The sequence below is a fragment of the Thermomicrobium roseum DSM 5159 genome, assembly GCF_000021685.1.
Classification (GTDB): Bacteria; Chloroflexota; Chloroflexia; order Thermomicrobiales; family Thermomicrobiaceae; genus Thermomicrobium; species Thermomicrobium roseum.
The window spans coordinates 1,125,013-1,143,441 of record NC_011959.1 but is presented as its reverse complement, the minus strand read 5'-3'; the positions used below and the strand labels follow the sequence as shown (position 1 = coordinate 1,143,441).

The window sequence follows — 18,429 nt, the reverse complement described above, 5'->3', positions numbered from 1 at the left end:
TTCGCGTTCGTCAGCGGGCCACGGAGCGGGCCACCCGTGCCACGATCACGGTCAGGAGCCCGAGCAGCGGGAAGGCGAGCGACCAGCGCCCCGGAAGCCAACGACGCCGGGGCGCAGCCATCTTGACGTGCTCGAGCTGCCACTCGCGTCGTCCGTCGACGTGCTCGATGAGTTCGATACGCAGACTTTCGACGACGGTAAAAGGAGTCAGCGGCGATACCGATCGTGGAGAACTTCGATCCGGCGAACGCTGCCGTATCTCTGCGAGAAGGGGAGCCAAACGAGTTGCCCATTCGAGTGCCGTCACCAGGGGCACCTGGATACGCGGCTGTGGTGTTTCGAGGACCGATCGTTCCGGAAGGGGTGCGGGAAGCGGCCGTGTCATGACTGTCCTTGCTCCCGTCGTCGCTGTTCCCACCAGTTGCGCGCGGCTGCAACTGCCTCTTCCCCACCCAGGTACTTTGCGATCAGCTCGTCCAAGCCGAAAACGACATCGACACGGACGTCAACATCTCGATACTTGAGGACGAGATCCTCATAGCGTGCCCAGTACCAGTCTTCTCCACCCCCGGCGTGGATCTCCCAATCCGGCCGGACCTGGATCAGGAGACGCTGCTCTGGATCGAAATATTCGAAAATCGTCTCGATCTGACGTGGTTCCTTACACAGCGGGCAGCGTGTCCAGTGGATGGTTTTGAGGAGAATACCGTATCGTGCATCAGGATGCGTGGCGACGTTGACGCGACGGGCGACCGGTGCCGACCAGATCGTCTTGCAGGCTGCGCAACGCATTTCGATCTCGCTGAATTCGGTGGGTAAGTCGGGTACGGACACTACCTGCTCGGGCCGTTCAGTCATCGTATGGTCCCTCGTTCCCCGCCGCTCACGCTCGATCGGTCTGCATTGTACCGGATCGAGGGGCGTCCGGGAGACAATGCCTCGAGCCAGCGGTCGTGTCATCTGCGCTGTTCCTTACTCGTGCACAGGGTGACGGCTCTCGGTGAGAAGATCGCTGGCCCATTCGCGCGGCGCATGGGCAACGCAGGTCCAATTCGAGTCGAACGGTTGTGAGTCCTGCAGGAATTCGCCCTGTACGATGGGAAAGAGGAGACGGATCGAGCTGATCGATCAGTGGTTGGAAGGGTGACCGACGGGAAAACACTCGGTGGATGCCGACTGTCCCGAACGCTCGAGCGCGTGTGTCGCGGCTGTGGACTGGAGCCACCGATCGCAACTGCGAACAATCACCGTGCCGGCTCATGTTCTCGGTTCTCGGCAGGAGCGGAGACTACTATGCGGGGAGCAGTGAGGCAGCTACGAAAACTGCTCTCCACTGGTATCGCTTTCCCATAGAAAGACGCTCGGTCGGTTACCGGCAGAGGTTAGACTTCATTCGGAGGCTGCCCATGGATCTCCAGGACAGCGTCGTGAAGGAATTGGAGCAGCGAGGATGCGAGGTGGTACGCCGGACGAGTGCGCTCGTCTTCCTCGTTCACCCCGAATCTCCCGGCATCATGGTGCGTGTCGGGACGGTGTACGTCGTCGCGGAAACGAGCGAAGCTGAGATCGTGCGCCAGCGGCTCGACCGATTCGATGCCGCTTCCTTCGTTAGCCAGCTGCGGGCGTACGAGACTGGGCGGGCGCGATGAACTCAGGTCAACGATTGGCGAGATTCGCCCCCGGAGCCGTCGTCGGCCTCCTCTGGGGAATCTTCCTGCTCCTCGTGGAGTCGCTCGTCGGCGCCGCGACGCTGCTCCGAGCCGTTCTCGACGCGACCACGCGGATCCTTCCGGTCGGTCTTTTCGGTTGGCTGCTCGGACGCGCCGAAAGTGCGGCGAAGCCGCTCGCCGTAGTGGGAACGCTCGCCATGTTCACCCTCGTCGCTGGTGTGCTCACCCTCGTGCTGCGAGGACGTGCCCGCACCTGGTTGCTCGGAGCGCTCGCTCTCTTGCTGTGGTCCGGCACAGTATGGGTCGCGTACGAGTACGGTGAAGCGCTCACGACCGCCTTGTTCGTCGCGAGCAGCAGTACGTTCTTCCTCGTTGGCGGATTGTGGATCGTTTCCGCTGAGGCGCAGCCGAGTTCGCGGACGCGGCGACGGTTGCTCCGCACCTTCCTCGGAGCAGGCCTGGTGTTGGGACTGGCGACTGCTGGTCGGTTTCTCACCGGTTTGAGGGCACGATCGCGCGCCCCTCGAGCGGTCGACGAGCGTGGGCTTTCGCCCGCCATCACACCACTCGCTGATTTCTACGTCGTGTCCAAGAATGTCGCCGATCCGGAGGTCGATCTGGCTCGCTGGCGGCTGCGAGTCATTGGACGCGTCCGCCGACCCCTCGAGCTCGATCTCGCAGCCTTGCGGTCTCGTCCAGCGGTGCGCATGGTTTCGACGCTCGAGTGCATCAGCAATGATGTCTGGGGACCGTACATCAGTACCGGCGAGTGGATCGGTCTGCGCTTGCGCGATCTTTTGTTGGAGGCGGAACCGGTGGACCCACTGGTCGATGTCGTCCTTCGAGCAGCCGATGAGTACTCGGATTCCATTCCGTTTTCGGTCGCGTTGGACCCCGCGGTGCTCTTGGCCTACGGCCTCAATGGAGAGTCTCTCCCGCGTGAACATGGGTTCCCACTGCGCCTGGTCGTGCCAGGTATTTACGGCATGAAGAATGTGAAGTGGATCACCGAGATCGAGCTGGTCGATTTCGACTACCTCGGGTACTGGCAGCAACGCGGGTGGAGCGACAGTGCGATCGTCCAGATCCACTCGCGCATCGACACGCCTCGGGGTGGGAGCGTTCTGACAGTCGGGCAGGAGGTCCTCGTCGGTGGTATCGCCTTCGCGGGAACGCGCGGGATCCAGCGTGTCGAGGTGTCGGTCGATGGAGGAGCTACCTGGCGACCGGCCGAGATGGAGAGCCCGCTCTCACCGTATTCCTGGGTGCGCTGGTGGATCACCTGGCGTCCGGACCAAGAAGGACGTGCTCGCCTGGTGGTGCGCGCCTGGGACGGTGACGGTCGGCTCCAGGAAGAGCGGGAGCGACCACCGCTCCCCGATGGAGCGACTGGTTGGCATCGCATCACCGTTGACGTGCGCGCGCGGACCTGAGCGCGAAGCAGAGGAGCAGGCGAGGTGAACGACGAAGCCTTTCGATTGGTTCCTATTGGGGTCGTCCACTCACCGGTCGCTGATCGGCGTCTCATGCCTCCCAATGGAGTAGAGGCAGAGATCGAGATCTTTCCCGATTTCGCCGATGGTCTCTTGCGGATCGAGGAGAACAGTCACCTCTGGGTGCTCGGTTGGTTCGTCGACGCGGACCGCGAGCGCCTGGAGTTGGTGCGACCGGAGTACGATCCGGCGCGTCGACGACGCGGTGTGTTCGGACTCCGTTCGGTCGCCCGGCCGAATCCTATCGCCTTGACGGCAACGCGCCTGCTGGCTGTGGAGGGATTGCGGTTACGGGTCGCACCGCTCGACTTCATCGATGGAACGCCGATCGTCGACCTAAAACGGTACTCGCCGAGTTGGGACTGCATCTTTTCCGCCCGGAGTTCGCGCGATCGATATCTCATCGACTGGGACAGTCCCGAGCGGCTCGCTGAATACGAGCGTGAGGCGACCAATTTCCACGGGGAGTTGTGTGGTTGGGTCATCATCGGCGCGCGGATCATCCAGCATCTTGGCCTGCTTTGGAAAGTCCACCCGAAGGACGAGGATCTCCGCGTGACGGTAAGCGATGATCCGGAGCTCACGCACCTGGCTGATGCGCTGCAGGCTTTGACCGCGGCGACCTTGGGCAATGGGCGGCTGCGTGTCACGAGCGAGCGGAAGGTGTCGTTCACCTGGCGCGAGCGACGTTGGACGGTCGCTCCCCGTCCGTTGCCCGATCTCCCGCTCGAGGCATTCCGTTCCCTCGCCATCGAGCGCCTGATCGACGAGTATTCCTGATGGCTACTCCCAGCGAAAGGTCCGCCTGGCGATCGCGAGAAACAGAACCGTCCACAGGACGAGCGCCGCGATTTGGGCAAGAGGAACCGCAGGCACCGGTGACAACACCGAACGGAGCGCACTGGCCAGCGCATTCGAGGGAAGCAGAAGACCGAGCAGTGCGAGTGGACCAGGTAGGTGCTCGACCGGCCACGCGATACCGCCGAGCAATATGAGAAGCAGGTAGAGCCCGTTCGAAAGCGCGAGCGTGGTTTCGGCGCGAACTGCTCCCGCGATCAGTAGGCCGAGACTGGCGAAGGTGGCCGTCCCGAGGAGAAGAACCGCGACGGCGAGCAGCGCAGAGCCGGTCGGGCGCCAGCCAAAGGTGAGGGCGACAGCGACGAGCAACACTGTCTGGAGAAGTTCGATCGTTACTACCGAGGCGATTTTGGCGACGATCAGGCGACCACGGCCGAGCGGCGTGGCCCCGAGCCGCTTCAGGACACCGTAATGACGCTCGTATGCGGTACGGATGCTGAGACTGACCAAACCGATCGAGATCACTGCCAGGGCGAGCATGCTGGGGAGCAGAAAATCGACCGGTCTGGCGTACTCATTGGGCGCAAGACCCAGCAGTGCGAAGAAGACGAGGAGCGCGGTCGGTATGACGAGGGTGACGAGGAGTCCTTCCCCGCTGCGCAATGTGAGCCGCACTTCCATTCGCGCTTGAGCCAAGAGTGCGTGCATCGCGCGATCACTCCCTCACATCGGTCCCGGTGAGCCGCAAGAAAACGTCTTCGAGCGACTGATGCCCGACGCGGATTTCGGTGAGGAGGATACCGCGGTCGCGCGCCCAGATCGCCAGTTCGACCAGTGCCTCCAGCGGCTGCGCTGTCATGAGCATGACTCGTCCGTCGGCGAGCGATCGTGCTTCGTCGACTGTCGTGAGTCGGGCCAATTCTGCCGGATCGAGCGGAGTCGTCGCCGCAATCGTCAAAGAATCAGCGTCGTGATGCATGAGTTCGCGAGGCGTTCCCGAGGCGACGAGCTTGCCGTGGTCGATGATGGCAACCCGATCCGCCAGTCGCTCGGCCTCCTCCAGAAAATGCGTCGTCAGCAGGATCGTGATGCCGCGTGCCTTGAGCGACTCGATGATCGACCAGGTCAATCGCCGTGCCTGCGGATCCATCCCGGTCGTCGGCTCGTCGAGGAAGAGCAGCTCCGGTTGTCCGACGAGAGCCAGTGCAAGTGCCAGCCGGCGCTGTTGTCCCCCGGAGAGGCGACGATACCGGATCCGGCTCACCTCCTCCAGCCCGACCAGACGCAAGAGTTCGCGGGGATCGAGCGGGTCCGGGTAGAAAGCTGCGAAGAGCTCCAGCAATTCGCGCGGCGTCGCTGTCGGATAGATGCCTCCACTCTGGAGCATCACGCCGATACGCGGCTTCACTCGATCGCCGTCGCGCCAGGGATCCAGGCCGAGCACACGCACACGGCCGGCATCGGGACGCCGGTAGCCTTCCAGGATTTCGATCGTCGTCGTCTTTCCAGCTCCGTTGGGTCCGAGCAGGGCGAAGACCTCACCGCGCCGGATGGCAAAACTCAATCCATCGACGACGCGACGACCCTCGTATTCTTTGACGAGTCCATCGACGATGACAGCGTACTCGGTGGCTGGTTGCTCGGTGCGAGCAGGTGTGGCGCTCGTGTCGATCATGCTCTCTCCTCCGGATGGAGACCGAGAAGGCGACATGCGTCCAAGTTCCAGCGAGCGCTGCTGACGTCGACTCCAACACCCCACATCGGAACGATCCGCTCGTGCTGGCTCCCGTGCGATCGTAGGTCGACCGGTGTCACGACGTCACTGAACACTCCTGACGGCGCACAGACCGTCTCCTCGTCTCCGAGGACAAACAGGTCACCGATGGTATCGCGGGGCAACCGGAAGAGCTGTGCGACTGTTTCCCGTTCTTCCACAGCCAGAACGCCCGGAAGCCGTGCCAAGACCGTCCGAGCGTGCTCCACTGAACGAGTATGGAGAAAGATGAAGCCGGATCCTCCCATGTTCTGGTGATGGACGACATAGCGATCCTTGATCGGCGGGACGAAGGTCGCCCGAATACCGGCAGCAGCCAGCGCAGCAACCAGGTCGACAGCGCGGGTCTTTGCCCGCATGCCATGGTCGGCCGTGATCACGATACGGTAGTCGTGGGCGAGTTCGAGCAGTTCTCCGATCCGCTGGTCGATCCGCCGGACGTAAGCGATCGCCTCGGCCGTATCGGGGGGCCAGCGGTGCATGACGTAATCGGTCGTCGTGCAATAGACCACATCTGGATGTTCTGTCCGAATGAGGTGGAGGAGCGCGCGGAGTGTCCAATCGTCGATCTGGTCGGAGTAGATCGGGGGTGGGGGACCCAGTATCTGGACGAGCTCTCTCGGTGGGTCTTCCGCGGTGACTGCGAACTGGGCTCCCCGACCGAGAAAACGAACCAGCTTGCGCTTCGAGGTGAGCAGTGCTGTCTTACCGCCTCGCTCAGCGATGCTTTCCAGCACGGTCGGGCAGCGCAGCGCCGCGCTGGACTCGATGAACTCACCGCTACCAGTCTTCGGGTCAAAGCGAAAATTGCTCGCGATGCCGGTTCGCTCGGGAAACTGGCCAGTGATGATCGCGGCGTGGTTCACGTTCGTGACGGTCGGCAGGACTGCATCGACCAGCGCGAACGAGCTGTGTTGACGAAGCGCGTCGAGATGGGGTGCTGATGCGAGCTCAGCGTAACTCGGATCGAAACCATCGAGGATGAGCAGCAGGGCGGGGGTTCTCATGCTTCACCTAAAGTCCGTACAGCATGGCGAAAATGATCCAGCCGGTCACGGCGACGTAAAGCCAGACGGGGAGAGTCACGCGGGCGATCGCGCGGTGTCGGCTGAACTGTCGGCGAAACGCCCGGCCGAGGGTAACCAGGACGAGTGGACCGAGGATGATGGCGAGGATGGTGTGCGAAATCAAAACGGCGAAGTACACGAGTCGGACCCAACCCTCACCAGTGTAGAGCTTGGTCCCGAGCAGGAAGTAGCGGAGCACGTACACGATCAGGAATAATGCGGCAAACACCGCGCCGACCAGCATCGCTCGGTGGTGGAACTGGATCCGACGCAGGCGCACCGCGATATAGCCAACGAGTACGCTCACCCCGCTGAGCGCGATCAGCGCGGTGTTGACGATTGGTAGCCAGGTCTCCATCGAGTCAACCCTTTCTCGTCCGACGATGCGTCAGTCGCATCGCATGCATAGGATACCGAACCAAGAAACGTAAACGGTCGGGAAAATTCCGAAGCGGAGGTGAACATGAGCAACCGTCGAATCTACAGTCGGCGAACAGTGCTCAGGATGCTCGGTGCAGTCTCGGTGATCAGTCCGCTCGCGCTGAGCTGCCGAAGCAGCGAGCCCGAGGGTGCGACGCCCCGCTCTTCTCCCGCTGCTCGACCGTCCCCAACGGTGGTACCATCCTCCGGCTTCCAGTTGCCAGAGTACGTGGACCGGACACGCTTGGAAGGTGAACTCTTCGTCTTCAATTGGGGCGACTACATCGATCCGGATGTGCTGAGTGACTTCGAACGGCTGACCGGTGTCAAGGTGACCGTCGATACGTACGACACCAACGAACAGGCGATCGCCAAGCTGCAGCAGGGCGGTATTGCCTACGATATCGTCGTGCCGACCGACTACGCGGTGCAGATTCTGATCGGCCTCGGTCTTCTCGAGCCGCTCGACCGCTCTGTCGTGCGCGCGATCGAGCACCTCGATCCGAACAATCTCAACGGCCCCTATGATCCGGGAAACCGATACAGCGTGCCGTACTTCTGGGGAACATCCGGTTATGCGTACGATACCGCCGTTCTCGGTCCGGACCTGGCCAGCTGGGAAGCGCTTTTCGAGCCAGCCGAGGCGGCGCGCGGCAAGATCGTCATGCACGGTTACTACCGGGAGACGATTGCAGCCGCGCTCTTGTGGCTCGGCTATCCACTGAACGAGACGAGCGATGAGGCTCTGCAGCGAGCCCTCGAGGTTCTCAAGGCGCAGAAGCCGTTCGTCCTCACGTACACGAGCGAGAACAACGACGAGCTCCTGATCGCCGGCGAAGCAGTGATCGCGCATTGCTGGACAGGGCAGGCGATCCTAGCCAAGCGAGAGCGGCCGACGATCCGGTATGTCATCCCCAAAGAGGGGTGTGCGGTCTGGCAGGACAACCTGTGCGTCGTGAAGGGTGCTCCGCATCGCTATGCTGCCATGGTGTTCATCGATTATCTCTGTTGGCCGGAAATTGCCGCTCGCAATGCTAGTTATGTCGGATATGCCAGCCCGAATCGGACAGCCCGCGAACAGGGTTTGCTCGACCCGGATCTGGTGAACGATCCTGCGATCTATCTCGACGATACGACGTGGAAGCGTTTGCAATGGTTCAAAGATCTCGGCCCTGATTACGTGAAGTATGACCGGATTTGGACGGAACTTCGCGCAGGCTAGGCGAGATCGGCGTTCGGCTGAGAAGAACCGCAGCTCTCGCGGTGACTGATCAGTTGGCTGGCGGCTGCCCGATCGAGGATCCAGAGCACCTGGCCATCAACCTGGCGAAGCAGGTGAGCCGGGTGGCGTTTGGGATCCATCGGCCCCTCGAGCGCATCCCGCACTGCGGGAGCCTTCTCTTCACCCGTGACGAGGACCAGGATAGCCCTGGCGGCACGGAGGAGGGGCGGCGTGAAGGTCAAGCGTGTCGCCTGCAACTGCGGTACCTCGTTCGCAACGACGAGCCGTTGCTGTTCCTCGAGCGCCGCCGTTCCTGGGAAGAGCGAGGCGATGTGCCCATCGGCACCCATTCCGAGGAGGATGAGGTCGAAGCGTGGAATCCCGGGTGGATCGACTCCGAAGACGCGCCGGATCGTCGCCTCGTACAGGCGAGCGGCTTCGCGGGGATCGAGTTCGGTCAATAGACGGTGAATGCGCGATGCCGGAGGAGTTATTCGGGAGAAGAGCGTTTCGACGGCGAGCCGATAATTGCTGTCCGGATGATCGGGCGGTACGGGACGCTCGTCGCTCCAGAACCACTCAATCCATCCCCACTGGACGGCCGTGCGGTAGGGAGACTGGGCGAGCTGCAGGTAGAGCGGGCGCGGTGTTCGCCCACCCGCCAAAGCCAGGCTGGCCCAGCCGCGCTCCTCGATAGCGTCCCGGAGGATGCGCACGATCGCTTCTGCGGCTTGCCTGACTGCCTCCTCGGTCGTGTCGGACACCTGTACACGGCACGTCATGTGGTTCCTCACTCAGGTTTTGGCCAGTTTGCGGATCTCCACTGCGAAGCCTGTCGCTTCGTCGAGAGCCTGCTCGTAGAGCCAATCCGGCCCAGTCTCCTGGAGTTCGCCGATGAGGAGCCGTTGCATCTCGAGCAAATTGTGATGGAATGCGTGTTCCAATAAACAGTGGTTGCGGTCGTGGGCCCGGAGGCGAACCGTGGCGCCGTTTTGCCCGCTCAACTCGATCGAAAAGCTCGCGGCATCCCGGTCATGTTGCGCGACGAACCGAGCGCGAAGCAACTGACCGTGAAATGGTTGCGGACAGTTTTCCGGCAGGATGGTGCAAGCGATCGAGCGCTGGTCAGGTGCACGAGCGGAGAAGGCCCAGCCATCGCCTTCCGGGAGCACCGTCGTCGAACGCCAACCGAGACGGCTGGCCAGCCAGCCGAGGTAGAGCAAAGCCTGGGTCGGGTTGCGCACGCTGTGCTCTGGCCAGTGCCCGTAGTGCACTTCGACAGTCGTGATCGCCTCGAGGGCCCAGCGGCAGTGCTCGATATCGAACATCCGGGCGGTCGTCTCCTGCCAGGGGCCCAGTCGTGCCCAGTTCAGATCGGAAACGGCTGTGGTGCGCGAGACCTGTTGAACGAGCCGGCGCGTGGCGATGAGATCCTCCAATGGGTGACGACTTTCCAGGGAGTCGAAAATCAGACGATCGACCGCTCGCGTGACCGGAATGAACCGTCGCTCGTGACAGGGAAGCGGTCCCAACCACCAGAGAAATGCCGGGAGGTCAGGCAAGGCGAGCGCCATGAGGATGCTGGGGAGCAGGACGAGATGATCGACCGGCAAGGTGATGGTGATCTGCTCGTAGCATGGTGCGTAGCGCTCAGCTAACCCGAGGTTGCATTGGATACTGATCGCTGGTTCGGTCAAGTGTTCGCGCGGGACGGCGACGAGCAGCACGACGCGGGACGGGTGGTGCGTCGAGAGTCGCGAGATGATGTCGCGTGCCCACTCGGCGCGTTCCCTATCGGGAGCATGCACGAAAAGGGTCAGGACACTGGTGCGGCTGAGGGCGAGCTCGTTCCGGCGATCAGTGAGTGGTGCGGACTGCCAGAGACGAGCGAGTTCGCGCTCGATGGCGTCGATATCGAAAGGAAGCGTCGGCGGGGGGACAGTAGACACGACGCACCTCCGGGTCGAAAGGTGACTAGGGACGTCGCCAACGGCGACCGTCGCGCGCAATGAACTGCTCCGCTTCGGGCGGTCCCCACGTACCAGCGTCGTAATTGGGAAACTCCGGCGGAGGGGCCTCCGCCCACCCGCGGAGGATCTGCGTGATCGGCACCCAGGCGGCCTCCGTCTCGTCCCGCCGCGTGAAGAGGGTGGAATCGCCGAGCATGCAGTCGAGGAGGAGCCGCTCGTACGCGTCCGGTGTTGGCACCAGGAACGAAGTGCCGTAGAGAAATCCCATCGTGACCGTACGCAAGCGAATCCGTGGACCGGGAACCTTGGCGGCGATGTTCAGCGAGACACCCTCGTCGGGCTGAATACGGATGACCAGCCAGTTCGGTTCGACGCCTGCGGTGATCATGCCCTTGAACAGGGGATGCGGTACTCGCTTGAACTGGATGGCGATTTCGGTCACGCGACGCGGTAGTCGCTTCCCGGTGCGCAAGTAGAAGGGAACGTCGGCCCAGCGCCAGTTGTCGATGAAGAGCTTGAGAGCGACATAGGTCTCGGTCAACGAGTTCGGCGCCACCCGCGGCTCTTCGCGGTAGCCTGGTACCGGACGACCGGCGATGAATCCGGGCCCGTATTGCCCCCGCACCGTGAGCTCGTTCACCTCCTCGGGGCGGATCGGCCGAATAGCGCGCAGTGCTTTGACCTTCTCGTCGCGGACGGGATCGGCCTCGAACGCGATCGGTGGCTCCATGGCGACAACGCTCAGAAGCTGGAGCATATGGTTTTGGACCATGTCGCGCAACGCACCAGCCCGGTCGTAATACCCTCCCCGACCTTCGATGCCGATCGTCTCGGCGACGGTGATCTGCACATGATCGATGTAGTTGCGGTTCCAGATCGGCTCGAAGATGCCGTTGGCGAAGCGGAGCGCGAGAATGTTTTGGACTGTCTCCTTGCCGAGGTAATGATCTATTCGGTAGATCTGGTCCTCGCGGAAGTACCGTAGGAGATGCTCGTTGAGCGCGATCGCGCTCTCCAAATCGTGTCCGAAGGGCTTCTCGACGATCAACCGAACCCAGCTTCCCGGCCGGTTCGGGCGGGAGAGGCCATTTTCCCCGAGCAGTTGCGTGATCGTCTCGTAGGCGTCAGGTGGGGTCGCCAGATAATAGATCCGGTTCCCGACCGTTCCGCGATCCCGATCGATCCGCTCGAGCAGTTCGCCGAGCTTGGGGTAGGCTGAAGCGTCATGGAAGTCGGCCGCGAAATAGAAGAGACCCTGAGCGAACGTTTCCCAGACATCCGGATCGATCGGCTGGCGGCGCGAGAAGCGCTCGACGGCAGCGCGCATTTCCTGCCGGAACTCCTCGTCCGTGTAGGGTCGGCGGGCATAGCCGACGACCGAGAAGCCCGGTGGGAGCAGTCCGTCATAAGCGAGGTTGTACAGCGCCGGTATGAGCTTGCGATGGGTGAGGTCGCCCGATGCCCCGAAGATGACCATGATGCACGGGTCAGGCAATCGCTCGAAGCGGAGACCTTCGCGGAGCGGATTCTGGGCTGTCGTGATGGTCATGGACTCGCTCCAGTCGACTCTTGCTCAGCTGATTTGACTGCGTGTCCCCCGAACTCGCGGCGCAGGGCCGCGACGACCTTGGCGGCGAAAGAATCTTCCTGACGCGAGCGGAAGCGCATTTGGAGCGAGAGGGTGATCACTGGTGCAGGCACGTCCTCTTCGATCGCTGTCAAAACGGTCCAACGCCCCTCGCCCGAGTCTTCGACGTAACCGCGGATCGTGGCGAGTGTCGGGTCCCGGCGGAAGGCCCGCTCGCTCAGTTCCAATAGCCAGGAGCGGATGACGCTGCCCCGATTCCAAAGAGCAGCGAGTTCGGCGAGATCGTACCGATAAGGGGATCGTTCGAGGATCTCGAAGCCCTCGGCATAGGCCTGCATGAGACCATACTCGATACCGTTGTGCACCATCTTGGCGAAATGACCGGCTCCGGCTGGTCCGAGATACCGGTAGCCGTTCTCGGGAGCCAGTGTTGCGAGAGCAGGCTCGAGGTGACGAAAGGCGGACTCGTCACCGCCGACCATCAGACAGTACCCGTACTCGAGTCCCCAGATTCCCCCACTCGTTCCGATGTCCAGGAACCGGATACCGCGCTCCTGCAGTGCTGCGGCGCGCCGTACGGAGTCTTTCCAGTAGGCGTTTCCACCATCGACCAGGATATCGCCGGGTTGCAAAAGGTCAGCGAAGCGCCGGAGCACCTGTTCCGTGGGGTCGCCGGCGGGCACCATCAGCCAGACGACGCGTGGCGGAGTGAGCGCCTGGACGGTGTCTTCCGGCGTATAGGCACCGATCGCTCCCTCCTGCTCCAGGACAGTGATCGGTTCCGGACTTCGATTGTGGACCACTACCCGGTGGCCGCCGCGGAGCAAGCGGCGAGCCATGTTGCTCCCCATTCGACCGAGTCCCACGATGGCGAGTTCCATCGCTCGCTCCTTTGTCTGCGTCTCAGTGCACCGTCACGACGAGCGCTTGCTCGAGTTGCTCCAGCGCTTCGAGTGCATCCCTCCGGAAGCTGATCTGGAGAACCGGCCGTCCTCGACTCACGAGTGCTTCGTAGTCACCGTATGCCTGAGCTAGGAACATCGTCCGAAAACTGTAGCGTTGGCCAGGCACGGGGAGATCATTCGCCGGTTCGCTCACGAGTTGGATGAAAGCACCGGTGTTCGGACCACCCTTGAAGAGCTGTCCGGTCGAATGGAGGTAGCGCGGTCCGATCCCGAGGATGGTCGGGATGCGGAGGCGTTCAGCCAGGAGTTGACGGATAGCATGGAGCAGCTCGAGGGTATCGGGTGTCGGGTCGATGAAGGCGAGAAGGCCGAGGTAGCCGGCCGGCGGAATACGTCCGATGAGATCGGTGAGCGCACTGCGCAGATCGCTGGCTTCCGTGCCTCCGACGCTGAGCGAGCCCTCACTGAACGCGGCCGGTGGCCGGACGAGTTCACCGGTTTGCTGGTAATGAGCGAGCAGCCGTGCGGTGCGATCCTTGGATGCTTGGACATCCGGCTCGTCGAAGGGGTCGATGCCGAGGACCTTCCCAGCCACGGCGATGGCGAACTCCCACCGCAGCATCTCAGCACCGAGTTCCCAGAGGTTCCAGAATCGGGTGCGGATGACGGGATGCCCCAGCGTCTCGATCGCCTTGAGCAGCGCTTCCGTTGGCGTGTGCGGCTGCAAGGCCAGGTCCAAGGTCACGAAGACGCGGTCGTTGCTGTAGTGCTCGGGAGCGAGGTGGGGTTCATGGACAACTGGGATGAGCCCAGTCGCTTGCTTGCCGGTACTCTCTGCGATCAACTGTTCCAGCCAATCAGCCAACGGAGCGACCGCTGGTTCGAGCACGAACGTGACCTTGTCGCGCCCGAGTTGCGCGAGAGTACCGAGCGTGGCTCCGAGCCAGAGGCCAGGATTCTCCGGTGTGGAGCGGCGGAGGCGCTCTGCCATGGCCGAAACGGGATCCAGCAGTGCTGCGAGGGGTAAGCCGATCGCAGCTGCTGGCACTAAACCGAAGAAGGATAGTGCGCTGTAGCGACCACCGATGTCCGGTGGGTTGAGGAAGATGCGCCAGGCTTGCCGGCTGCGTGCCCAGTCCTCGAGCGGTGTGCCGGGATCGGTGATGACGACCAGATGCTGGCCGGCGCGATCGCCCAACTCTCGCTCGAGCTCGGCGAACCAATAGGCAGCCAGGCTCATCGTCTCCAGTGTCGTTCCCGACTTCGAACTGACGAGAAGGAGCGTACGGGTGGGGTCGAGGCGTTCACGATGCCGGCGAATCGTGTCAGGATTGGTCGTATCGAGAACCTGGAGTTCGGGGTGCTCGGCATCATGGCCGAACACACGCTGGAACACTTCGGGCGCCAGACTGCTGCCACCCATGCCGAGTAGAAGCAGATGCGTGAAGCGGCGTTCGCGGATCTCCTGTTGAAAGCTCTCCAACTCCTGGAGGTGTCGCCGCATTTCGTCAGCGATGGAGAGCCAACCGAGTCGCTGACTGATCGTTCGCTGCCGTTTCGTATCGTCGGTCCAAACACTGGCGTCGCGTTGCCAGATCCTTTCGACCGTATTCGCTGCGAGGAGTGCGTCGATCGTCCGCTCGATATCTGATCCGTAGCGAGCGAGTTCGCTGCCCAGGCGTTCGCTCGTGGTGATGATGCTCCGTCGCCGCTCGGCGATGCGACGCAAGACGCTTTCGTACGATGCTTGGAACAACTCCACTCCCTCGCGTTGGAGCTTCTGCGTGATCTCCTGGTAGGAGATCCCCAGTTGTCCGAGGGCGGCCAAAACGCGTTCAGCTTCGTCCAAGCCTTCCTCGACCGTGTTCGCTCGCGGTTTACCGTGGTCGCGATAGGCCTCGACGGTCACCGGTGCCATCGTCTGAATGGTGTAGGGGCCGATCAGGTGCTCGACATACATCACGTCGGAATAGGCCGGATTCTTGGTGGAGGTGCTGGCCCACAGGATCCGTTGGATTTGCGCGCCACGTTCGCGCAAGCGGGCGAATCGCTCTCCTTGCAGGAACACTCGTTTGAAGCGCTGGTAAGCCAGCTTGGCATTGGCGATCGCGGCTTTGCCCTTCAAGGACTCGATGCGTGCCCGCTCTTCGGCATCCGTCACCGTGGCGAGCAAGGCGTCCAGCCGCTGGTCGACCGCGGTGTCGACGCGAGAGACGAAGAAGCTGGCCACCGACGCGATGCGGTCGACTGCTTGCCCCGCTGCGAGGCGGCGCTCGATCCCGCGCAGGTACGCCTCCATGACACGCTCGTAAGTATCCAGCGCGAAGAGCAAGGTCACATTGACGTTGACACCATCGGCGATCAACTGCTCGATGGCGGGGATGCCAGCGGGTGTTCCGGGCACCTTGATCATCGCGTTGGGACGGTCGATCTTGGCGAAGAGTCGCCGGGCTTCCGCGATGGTGCGCTCGGTATCATCGGCGAGCGCCGGAGGTAACTCGAGCGAAACGAAGCCGTCCTGCCCCTGGGAAGCCTCGTAGACGAGCCACAACAGGTCACAGGCTTTCTGTACGTCGTGGACAGCGAGTTCCTCGAAGATCGCCTCATCGGAGAATCCGCGCGCGGCCAGCTCGCCGATTTCCTCGTCGTACTCTTCGGTGCTCGCGATCGCTTTATCGAAGATCGTGGGATTGGACGTCACGCCGCTCAGCCCATCGTCTTCGATCAGTCGGGCCAACTCGCCGGAGGTGATCAAGGAACGGCTCAAATAATCGAGCCAGAAACTCTGACCGAAGAGAGCGAGTTGTCGAAGCGGGTTCGTCATCATGCTACCCTCCCAACTATCCGGAGACTGCCGGATAGCCGAACCGGCCGCCGGGTTGGGGAACCGGACCGGCACTCAATCATAGCGCAGCCGTGCAGGCAGCCTCAGTGACCGAGCTATGAACAAGGGATCTGGCTGTGTGGTCGAAGTTCGACGACGGGTAGTTCTTCAGCGTGCGCGAGAGCAAACGCGATCTCGGCGTCATAGTCGAAGATATGCAAAAGACGAAGCAGAGGGCGGACGACCAGCGGGGGGCCGCAGCGTCGGGAGTACTCGGCCATCTGTGTCATCAAGGCGCGACGCTCGGCTGGATCGAGCACCACGCGGGCCGTGGCACGCCAACACTGGTTCCCTGCACGAACCACCACCTCCGGGTGAGCGAGCAGGTTGCGGTACCAGTCGGCACGTACGCCCGCGAAGCCGGCGAAGACGATGAAGCGGTCATCCAGGCGCATCGCGCTGACCGCCGTGCGCCGAGGCAAGCCGGTCTTGCGGCCGATGGTGGTGAGGAGAATCACGCACCGCCAGGCGAGGAGGCTCGCCAACGGTCCGCGATACAGGTAGACCGGCAACTTGAAAGCGAGGCGAAGGAGGCCGCGTGGCCGATGTCGAACGAGCGTGGGTGGGCGTTCGCTCACCGGTCTTTCCCTTCCGTTTTGTCCTCGACACCGGCGGCCCGACCGAGTACAGCGATCTCGGCGACTGCAGCCGGATTCTCGAGCGCGGAAATGTCTCCCGCATCCTGGCCGAGATAAGCGGCGCGGATCACCCGGCGCATGATCTTGGCATTGCGTGTTCGAGGCAGATCGGACACGAAGTACACCCGCTGCGGCCGAAGCGGTTTGCCGAGCTGCTGAGCGATGAGATCGCTGATCTCCGCGGCTAGTCGTTCTGACGGTTGGATACCGCTTCGAGCAACACAGAAAAGGACTAACGCTTCCCCTTTGACCGGATCGGGGATACCGATCGCTGCTGCTTCTTGGACGGCCGGGTGCGAGACGGCGATCGATTCCACTTCCGCCGGTCCCAGACGCTTTCCCGCGATTTTCAGCGTGTCGTCCGATCGTCCGAGGATGAACCAATAGCCGTCGTCGATAAGCGCCCAGTCGCCGTGTACCCAAAGGTCGGGCCAGCGCGACCAGTACGTGGCGAGATAGCGTTCCGGATCGCGCCAGAAGCCGCGTGTCATACCGACCCAAGGTTGCCGAATGACAAGTTCTCCGACGCGCCCACGCACCGGTTGACCATTCTCGTCGACGACGTCGGCAGCCATTCCGGGTACCGGTCCAGTGAAGGAACACGGGACTTGTGGCTCGATCGTGGTGCAGGCGAGGATGCCACCACCGATCTCCGTCCCGCCGGTGTAATTGATGATGGGATGTTGGCGGTTCCCCACGGTTTCGAAGAGCCACCACCAGGGAGACGGATTCCAGGGCTCACCGGTCGAACCGAAGGCGCGCAGACTCGAGAGATCGTGCTGTGCAGTCGGTGCAGCACCGCGGGCCATGAGCGCGCGAACGACCGTCGGCGTGAGACCGAGCACCGTGATGCCGTGAGTCGCGACGAGACGCCACAGTCGGTCCGGCACAGGCCAATCGGGAGTGCCCTCGTACAAGACAACGGTGGCGCCGAGCAGCAGTGTCCCTTGGATGAGCCAGGGACCCATCATCCAGCCGATATCGGTCAGCCAAAAGACGCGATCGAGCGGTTGGACATCGAAGCAGAAGGCGAGATCGTGGGCTGCTTTGAGGGGAAAGCCTGCCTGGACGTGGACGGTTCCCTTCGGTCGTCCAGTGGTGCCAGAAGTGTAGATGAGCATGAAGGGAGTGTTGGCTGCAGTGGCTGTGGCGGGGAGCATCCCGGAGGAGCTGTCTGCCAGGTCGTCCCACCATCGATCGCGCGTCGGTGTCCAGGAAACGGGAGAGCCGCTGCGCCGCACCACGACGACATGCTGGATCCTGGGACATTCAGCGACAGCGCGATCGGCGATCTCTTTGAGATGGACGAGCTGACCCCGACGCGGGAAGGCATCGGCGGTGATCAAGACCGTTGCCTCGGCGTCGCGCAAGCGGGTCGCTACCGCCTCGGGGCCGAAGCCGGAGAAGACCGGAACGACGATCGCGCCGAGCCAGCCCAGCGCCAGCATGGCCAAAGCCGTTTCGGGGATCATCGGGAGGAAGAGGCCGACGCGGTCCCCCGGTTGAACTCCCAGAGCGGCCAAACCAGCGGCGAGTCGGGGCACAGCAGTCGCGATGTCGCGGTAAGAGAGCACGACCGTGCGGCCGTCATCACCTTCCCAAACGAGAGCGGGACGGTTCTCGGTTCCCCACCGGCTCAGCGCGTCAGCGACATAGTTGTAGACAGCGTCAGGGAAGAAGGTCGCCCAGGGTAGGCCTTGCGAAAGGTCGAGAATCTGAGTCGGCGGACTGAGCCAGCGGATATCCAGATCGCGCAGCGCGGCGTCCCAGTACCAGGCTGGATCGTTGGCGGCGTGCTGGCGGAGCTCGTCCACGGAGCGGAACCCGAGGAGCGCGAGAAAGCGTTGCAGCCGACTGCGGCTGAACTCTGCTGCGGTCGGTTCCCAAGCCGGCACAGGCATACCAGGGCCTCCCCCGCGAGCGACCTGCCCATTGATCGTAGCGTACGGCACCGAAGATGACGAGAGGGTGGTCTTTCGAGGAACCCTCTTGACAGGCAT

Annotated in this window: 17 protein-coding genes; 4 read left to right on the top strand and 13 right to left on the bottom strand. The window is 62.7% G+C overall.

All coding sequences use genetic code 11. The annotated features are described in order from the left end of the window. Nucleotides 1-10: 10 nt before the first annotated feature. Nucleotides 11-385 carry a hypothetical protein gene (locus tag TRD_RS05375; protein WP_015922108.1) on the bottom strand — a complete coding sequence of 125 codons (375 nt, stop codon included), beginning with the start codon at nt 383-385 and terminating at the stop codon, nt 11-13. Then, the gene (locus TRD_RS05370) at nt 382-858 is read right to left on the bottom strand and encodes a CpXC domain-containing protein (RefSeq protein ID WP_015922107.1); all 477 of its coding nucleotides are present in this window, start codon (nt 856-858) and stop codon (nt 382-384) included. The genes TRD_RS05375 and TRD_RS05370 overlap by 4 nt, the downstream gene beginning before the upstream one ends. A 548-nt stretch (nt 859-1,406) precedes the next feature. Here TRD_RS05370 and TRD_RS05365 point away from each other — a divergent pair. Genes TRD_RS05365 through tsaA form a run of 3 tightly spaced genes read left to right on the top strand, consistent with a single transcriptional unit; the run spans nt 1,407 to nt 3,943 of the window. Then, nucleotides 1,407-1,649 (top strand): hypothetical protein, encoded by a 243-nt coding sequence (locus tag TRD_RS05365; RefSeq protein WP_015922106.1) that lies wholly within the window; start codon nt 1,407-1,409, stop codon nt 1,647-1,649. Then, entirely contained in the window at nt 1,646-3,103 is a 1,458-nt protein-coding gene (locus TRD_RS05360) for a molybdopterin-dependent oxidoreductase (protein WP_015922105.1), read from the top strand. Before TRD_RS05365 ends, TRD_RS05360 begins: the two co-directional genes overlap by 4 nt. A 24-nt stretch (nt 3,104-3,127) precedes the next feature. Then, nucleotides 3,128-3,943: a tRNA (N6-threonylcarbamoyladenosine(37)-N6)-methyltransferase TrmO gene (gene tsaA / locus TRD_RS13585; protein WP_015922104.1), complete on the top strand. Its 816-nt coding sequence runs from the start codon at nt 3,128-3,130 to the stop codon at nt 3,941-3,943. A gap of 3 nt (nt 3,944-3,946) precedes the next feature. Here the strand turns inward: tsaA and TRD_RS05350 are convergent, their stop codons facing one another. Genes TRD_RS05350 through TRD_RS05335 form a run of 4 tightly spaced genes read right to left on the bottom strand, consistent with a single transcriptional unit; the run spans nt 3,947 to nt 7,160 of the window. Further along, on the bottom strand, nt 3,947-4,669 hold the full coding sequence (locus TRD_RS05350) for an ABC transporter permease (protein WP_015922103.1): 723 nt from the start codon (nt 4,667-4,669) through the stop codon (nt 3,947-3,949). A 7-nt stretch (nt 4,670-4,676) separates the two neighbouring features. Then, nucleotides 4,677-5,636, bottom strand: coding sequence for an ABC transporter ATP-binding protein (locus TRD_RS05345; RefSeq protein WP_015922102.1), 960 nt, complete (start codon nt 5,634-5,636; stop codon nt 4,677-4,679). After that, on the bottom strand, nt 5,633-6,742 hold the full coding sequence (locus TRD_RS05340) for an alkaline phosphatase family protein (RefSeq protein WP_015922101.1): 1,110 nt from the start codon (nt 6,740-6,742) through the stop codon (nt 5,633-5,635). Before TRD_RS05340 ends, TRD_RS05345 begins: the two co-directional genes overlap by 4 nt. Nucleotides 6,743-6,749: 7 nt before the next feature. Further along, a complete protein-coding gene (locus TRD_RS05335) occupies nt 6,750-7,160 on the bottom strand; it encodes a DUF420 domain-containing protein (RefSeq protein WP_015922100.1) in 411 nt (136 codons plus the stop codon). Nucleotides 7,161-7,265: 105 nt separating this feature from the next. Between TRD_RS05335 and TRD_RS05330 the strand changes: the two genes are divergently transcribed. Continuing rightward, nucleotides 7,266-8,444, top strand: a complete 1,179-nt coding sequence (locus tag TRD_RS05330; protein WP_015922099.1) for a polyamine ABC transporter substrate-binding protein — start codon at nt 7,266-7,268, stop codon at nt 8,442-8,444. On the opposite strand, the gene pgl is transcribed toward TRD_RS05330, so the two are convergent. The 7 genes from pgl to TRD_RS05295 form a co-directional block, all read right to left on the bottom strand. Continuing rightward, entirely contained in the window at nt 8,441-9,226 is a 786-nt protein-coding gene (gene pgl / locus TRD_RS05325; RefSeq protein WP_015922098.1) for a 6-phosphogluconolactonase, read from the bottom strand. The genes TRD_RS05330 and pgl overlap by 4 nt on opposite strands. Before the next feature lie 12 nt (nt 9,227-9,238). After that, on the bottom strand, nt 9,239-10,393 hold the full coding sequence (locus TRD_RS13580) for a glucose-6-phosphate dehydrogenase assembly protein OpcA (protein ID WP_015922097.1): 1,155 nt from the start codon (nt 10,391-10,393) through the stop codon (nt 9,239-9,241). Between the two features lie 25 nt (nt 10,394-10,418). Beyond that, nucleotides 10,419-11,963, bottom strand: a complete 1,545-nt coding sequence (zwf, locus tag TRD_RS05315; RefSeq protein WP_015922096.1) for a glucose-6-phosphate dehydrogenase — start codon at nt 11,961-11,963, stop codon at nt 10,419-10,421. After that, nucleotides 11,960-12,883 (bottom strand): phosphogluconate dehydrogenase (NAD(+)-dependent, decarboxylating), encoded by a 924-nt coding sequence (gene gnd, locus TRD_RS05310; RefSeq protein WP_015922095.1) that lies wholly within the window; start codon nt 12,881-12,883, stop codon nt 11,960-11,962. Before gnd ends, zwf begins: the two co-directional genes overlap by 4 nt. A 22-nt stretch (nt 12,884-12,905) precedes the next feature. Then, nucleotides 12,906-15,734 (bottom strand): bifunctional transaldolase/phosoglucose isomerase, encoded by a 2,829-nt coding sequence (locus tag TRD_RS05305; protein WP_015922094.1) that lies wholly within the window; start codon nt 15,732-15,734, stop codon nt 12,906-12,908. 113 nt (nt 15,735-15,847) lie between these two features. Then, on the bottom strand, nt 15,848-16,369 hold the full coding sequence (locus TRD_RS05300; RefSeq protein ID WP_015922093.1) for a nitroreductase family deazaflavin-dependent oxidoreductase: 522 nt from the start codon (nt 16,367-16,369) through the stop codon (nt 15,848-15,850). Continuing rightward, complete coding sequence (locus TRD_RS05295) at nt 16,366-18,330, bottom strand: AMP-binding protein (RefSeq protein ID WP_015922092.1); 1,965 nt, start codon at nt 18,328-18,330, stop codon at nt 16,366-16,368. Before TRD_RS05295 ends, TRD_RS05300 begins: the two co-directional genes overlap by 4 nt. Nucleotides 18,331-18,429 lie beyond the last annotated feature (99 nt).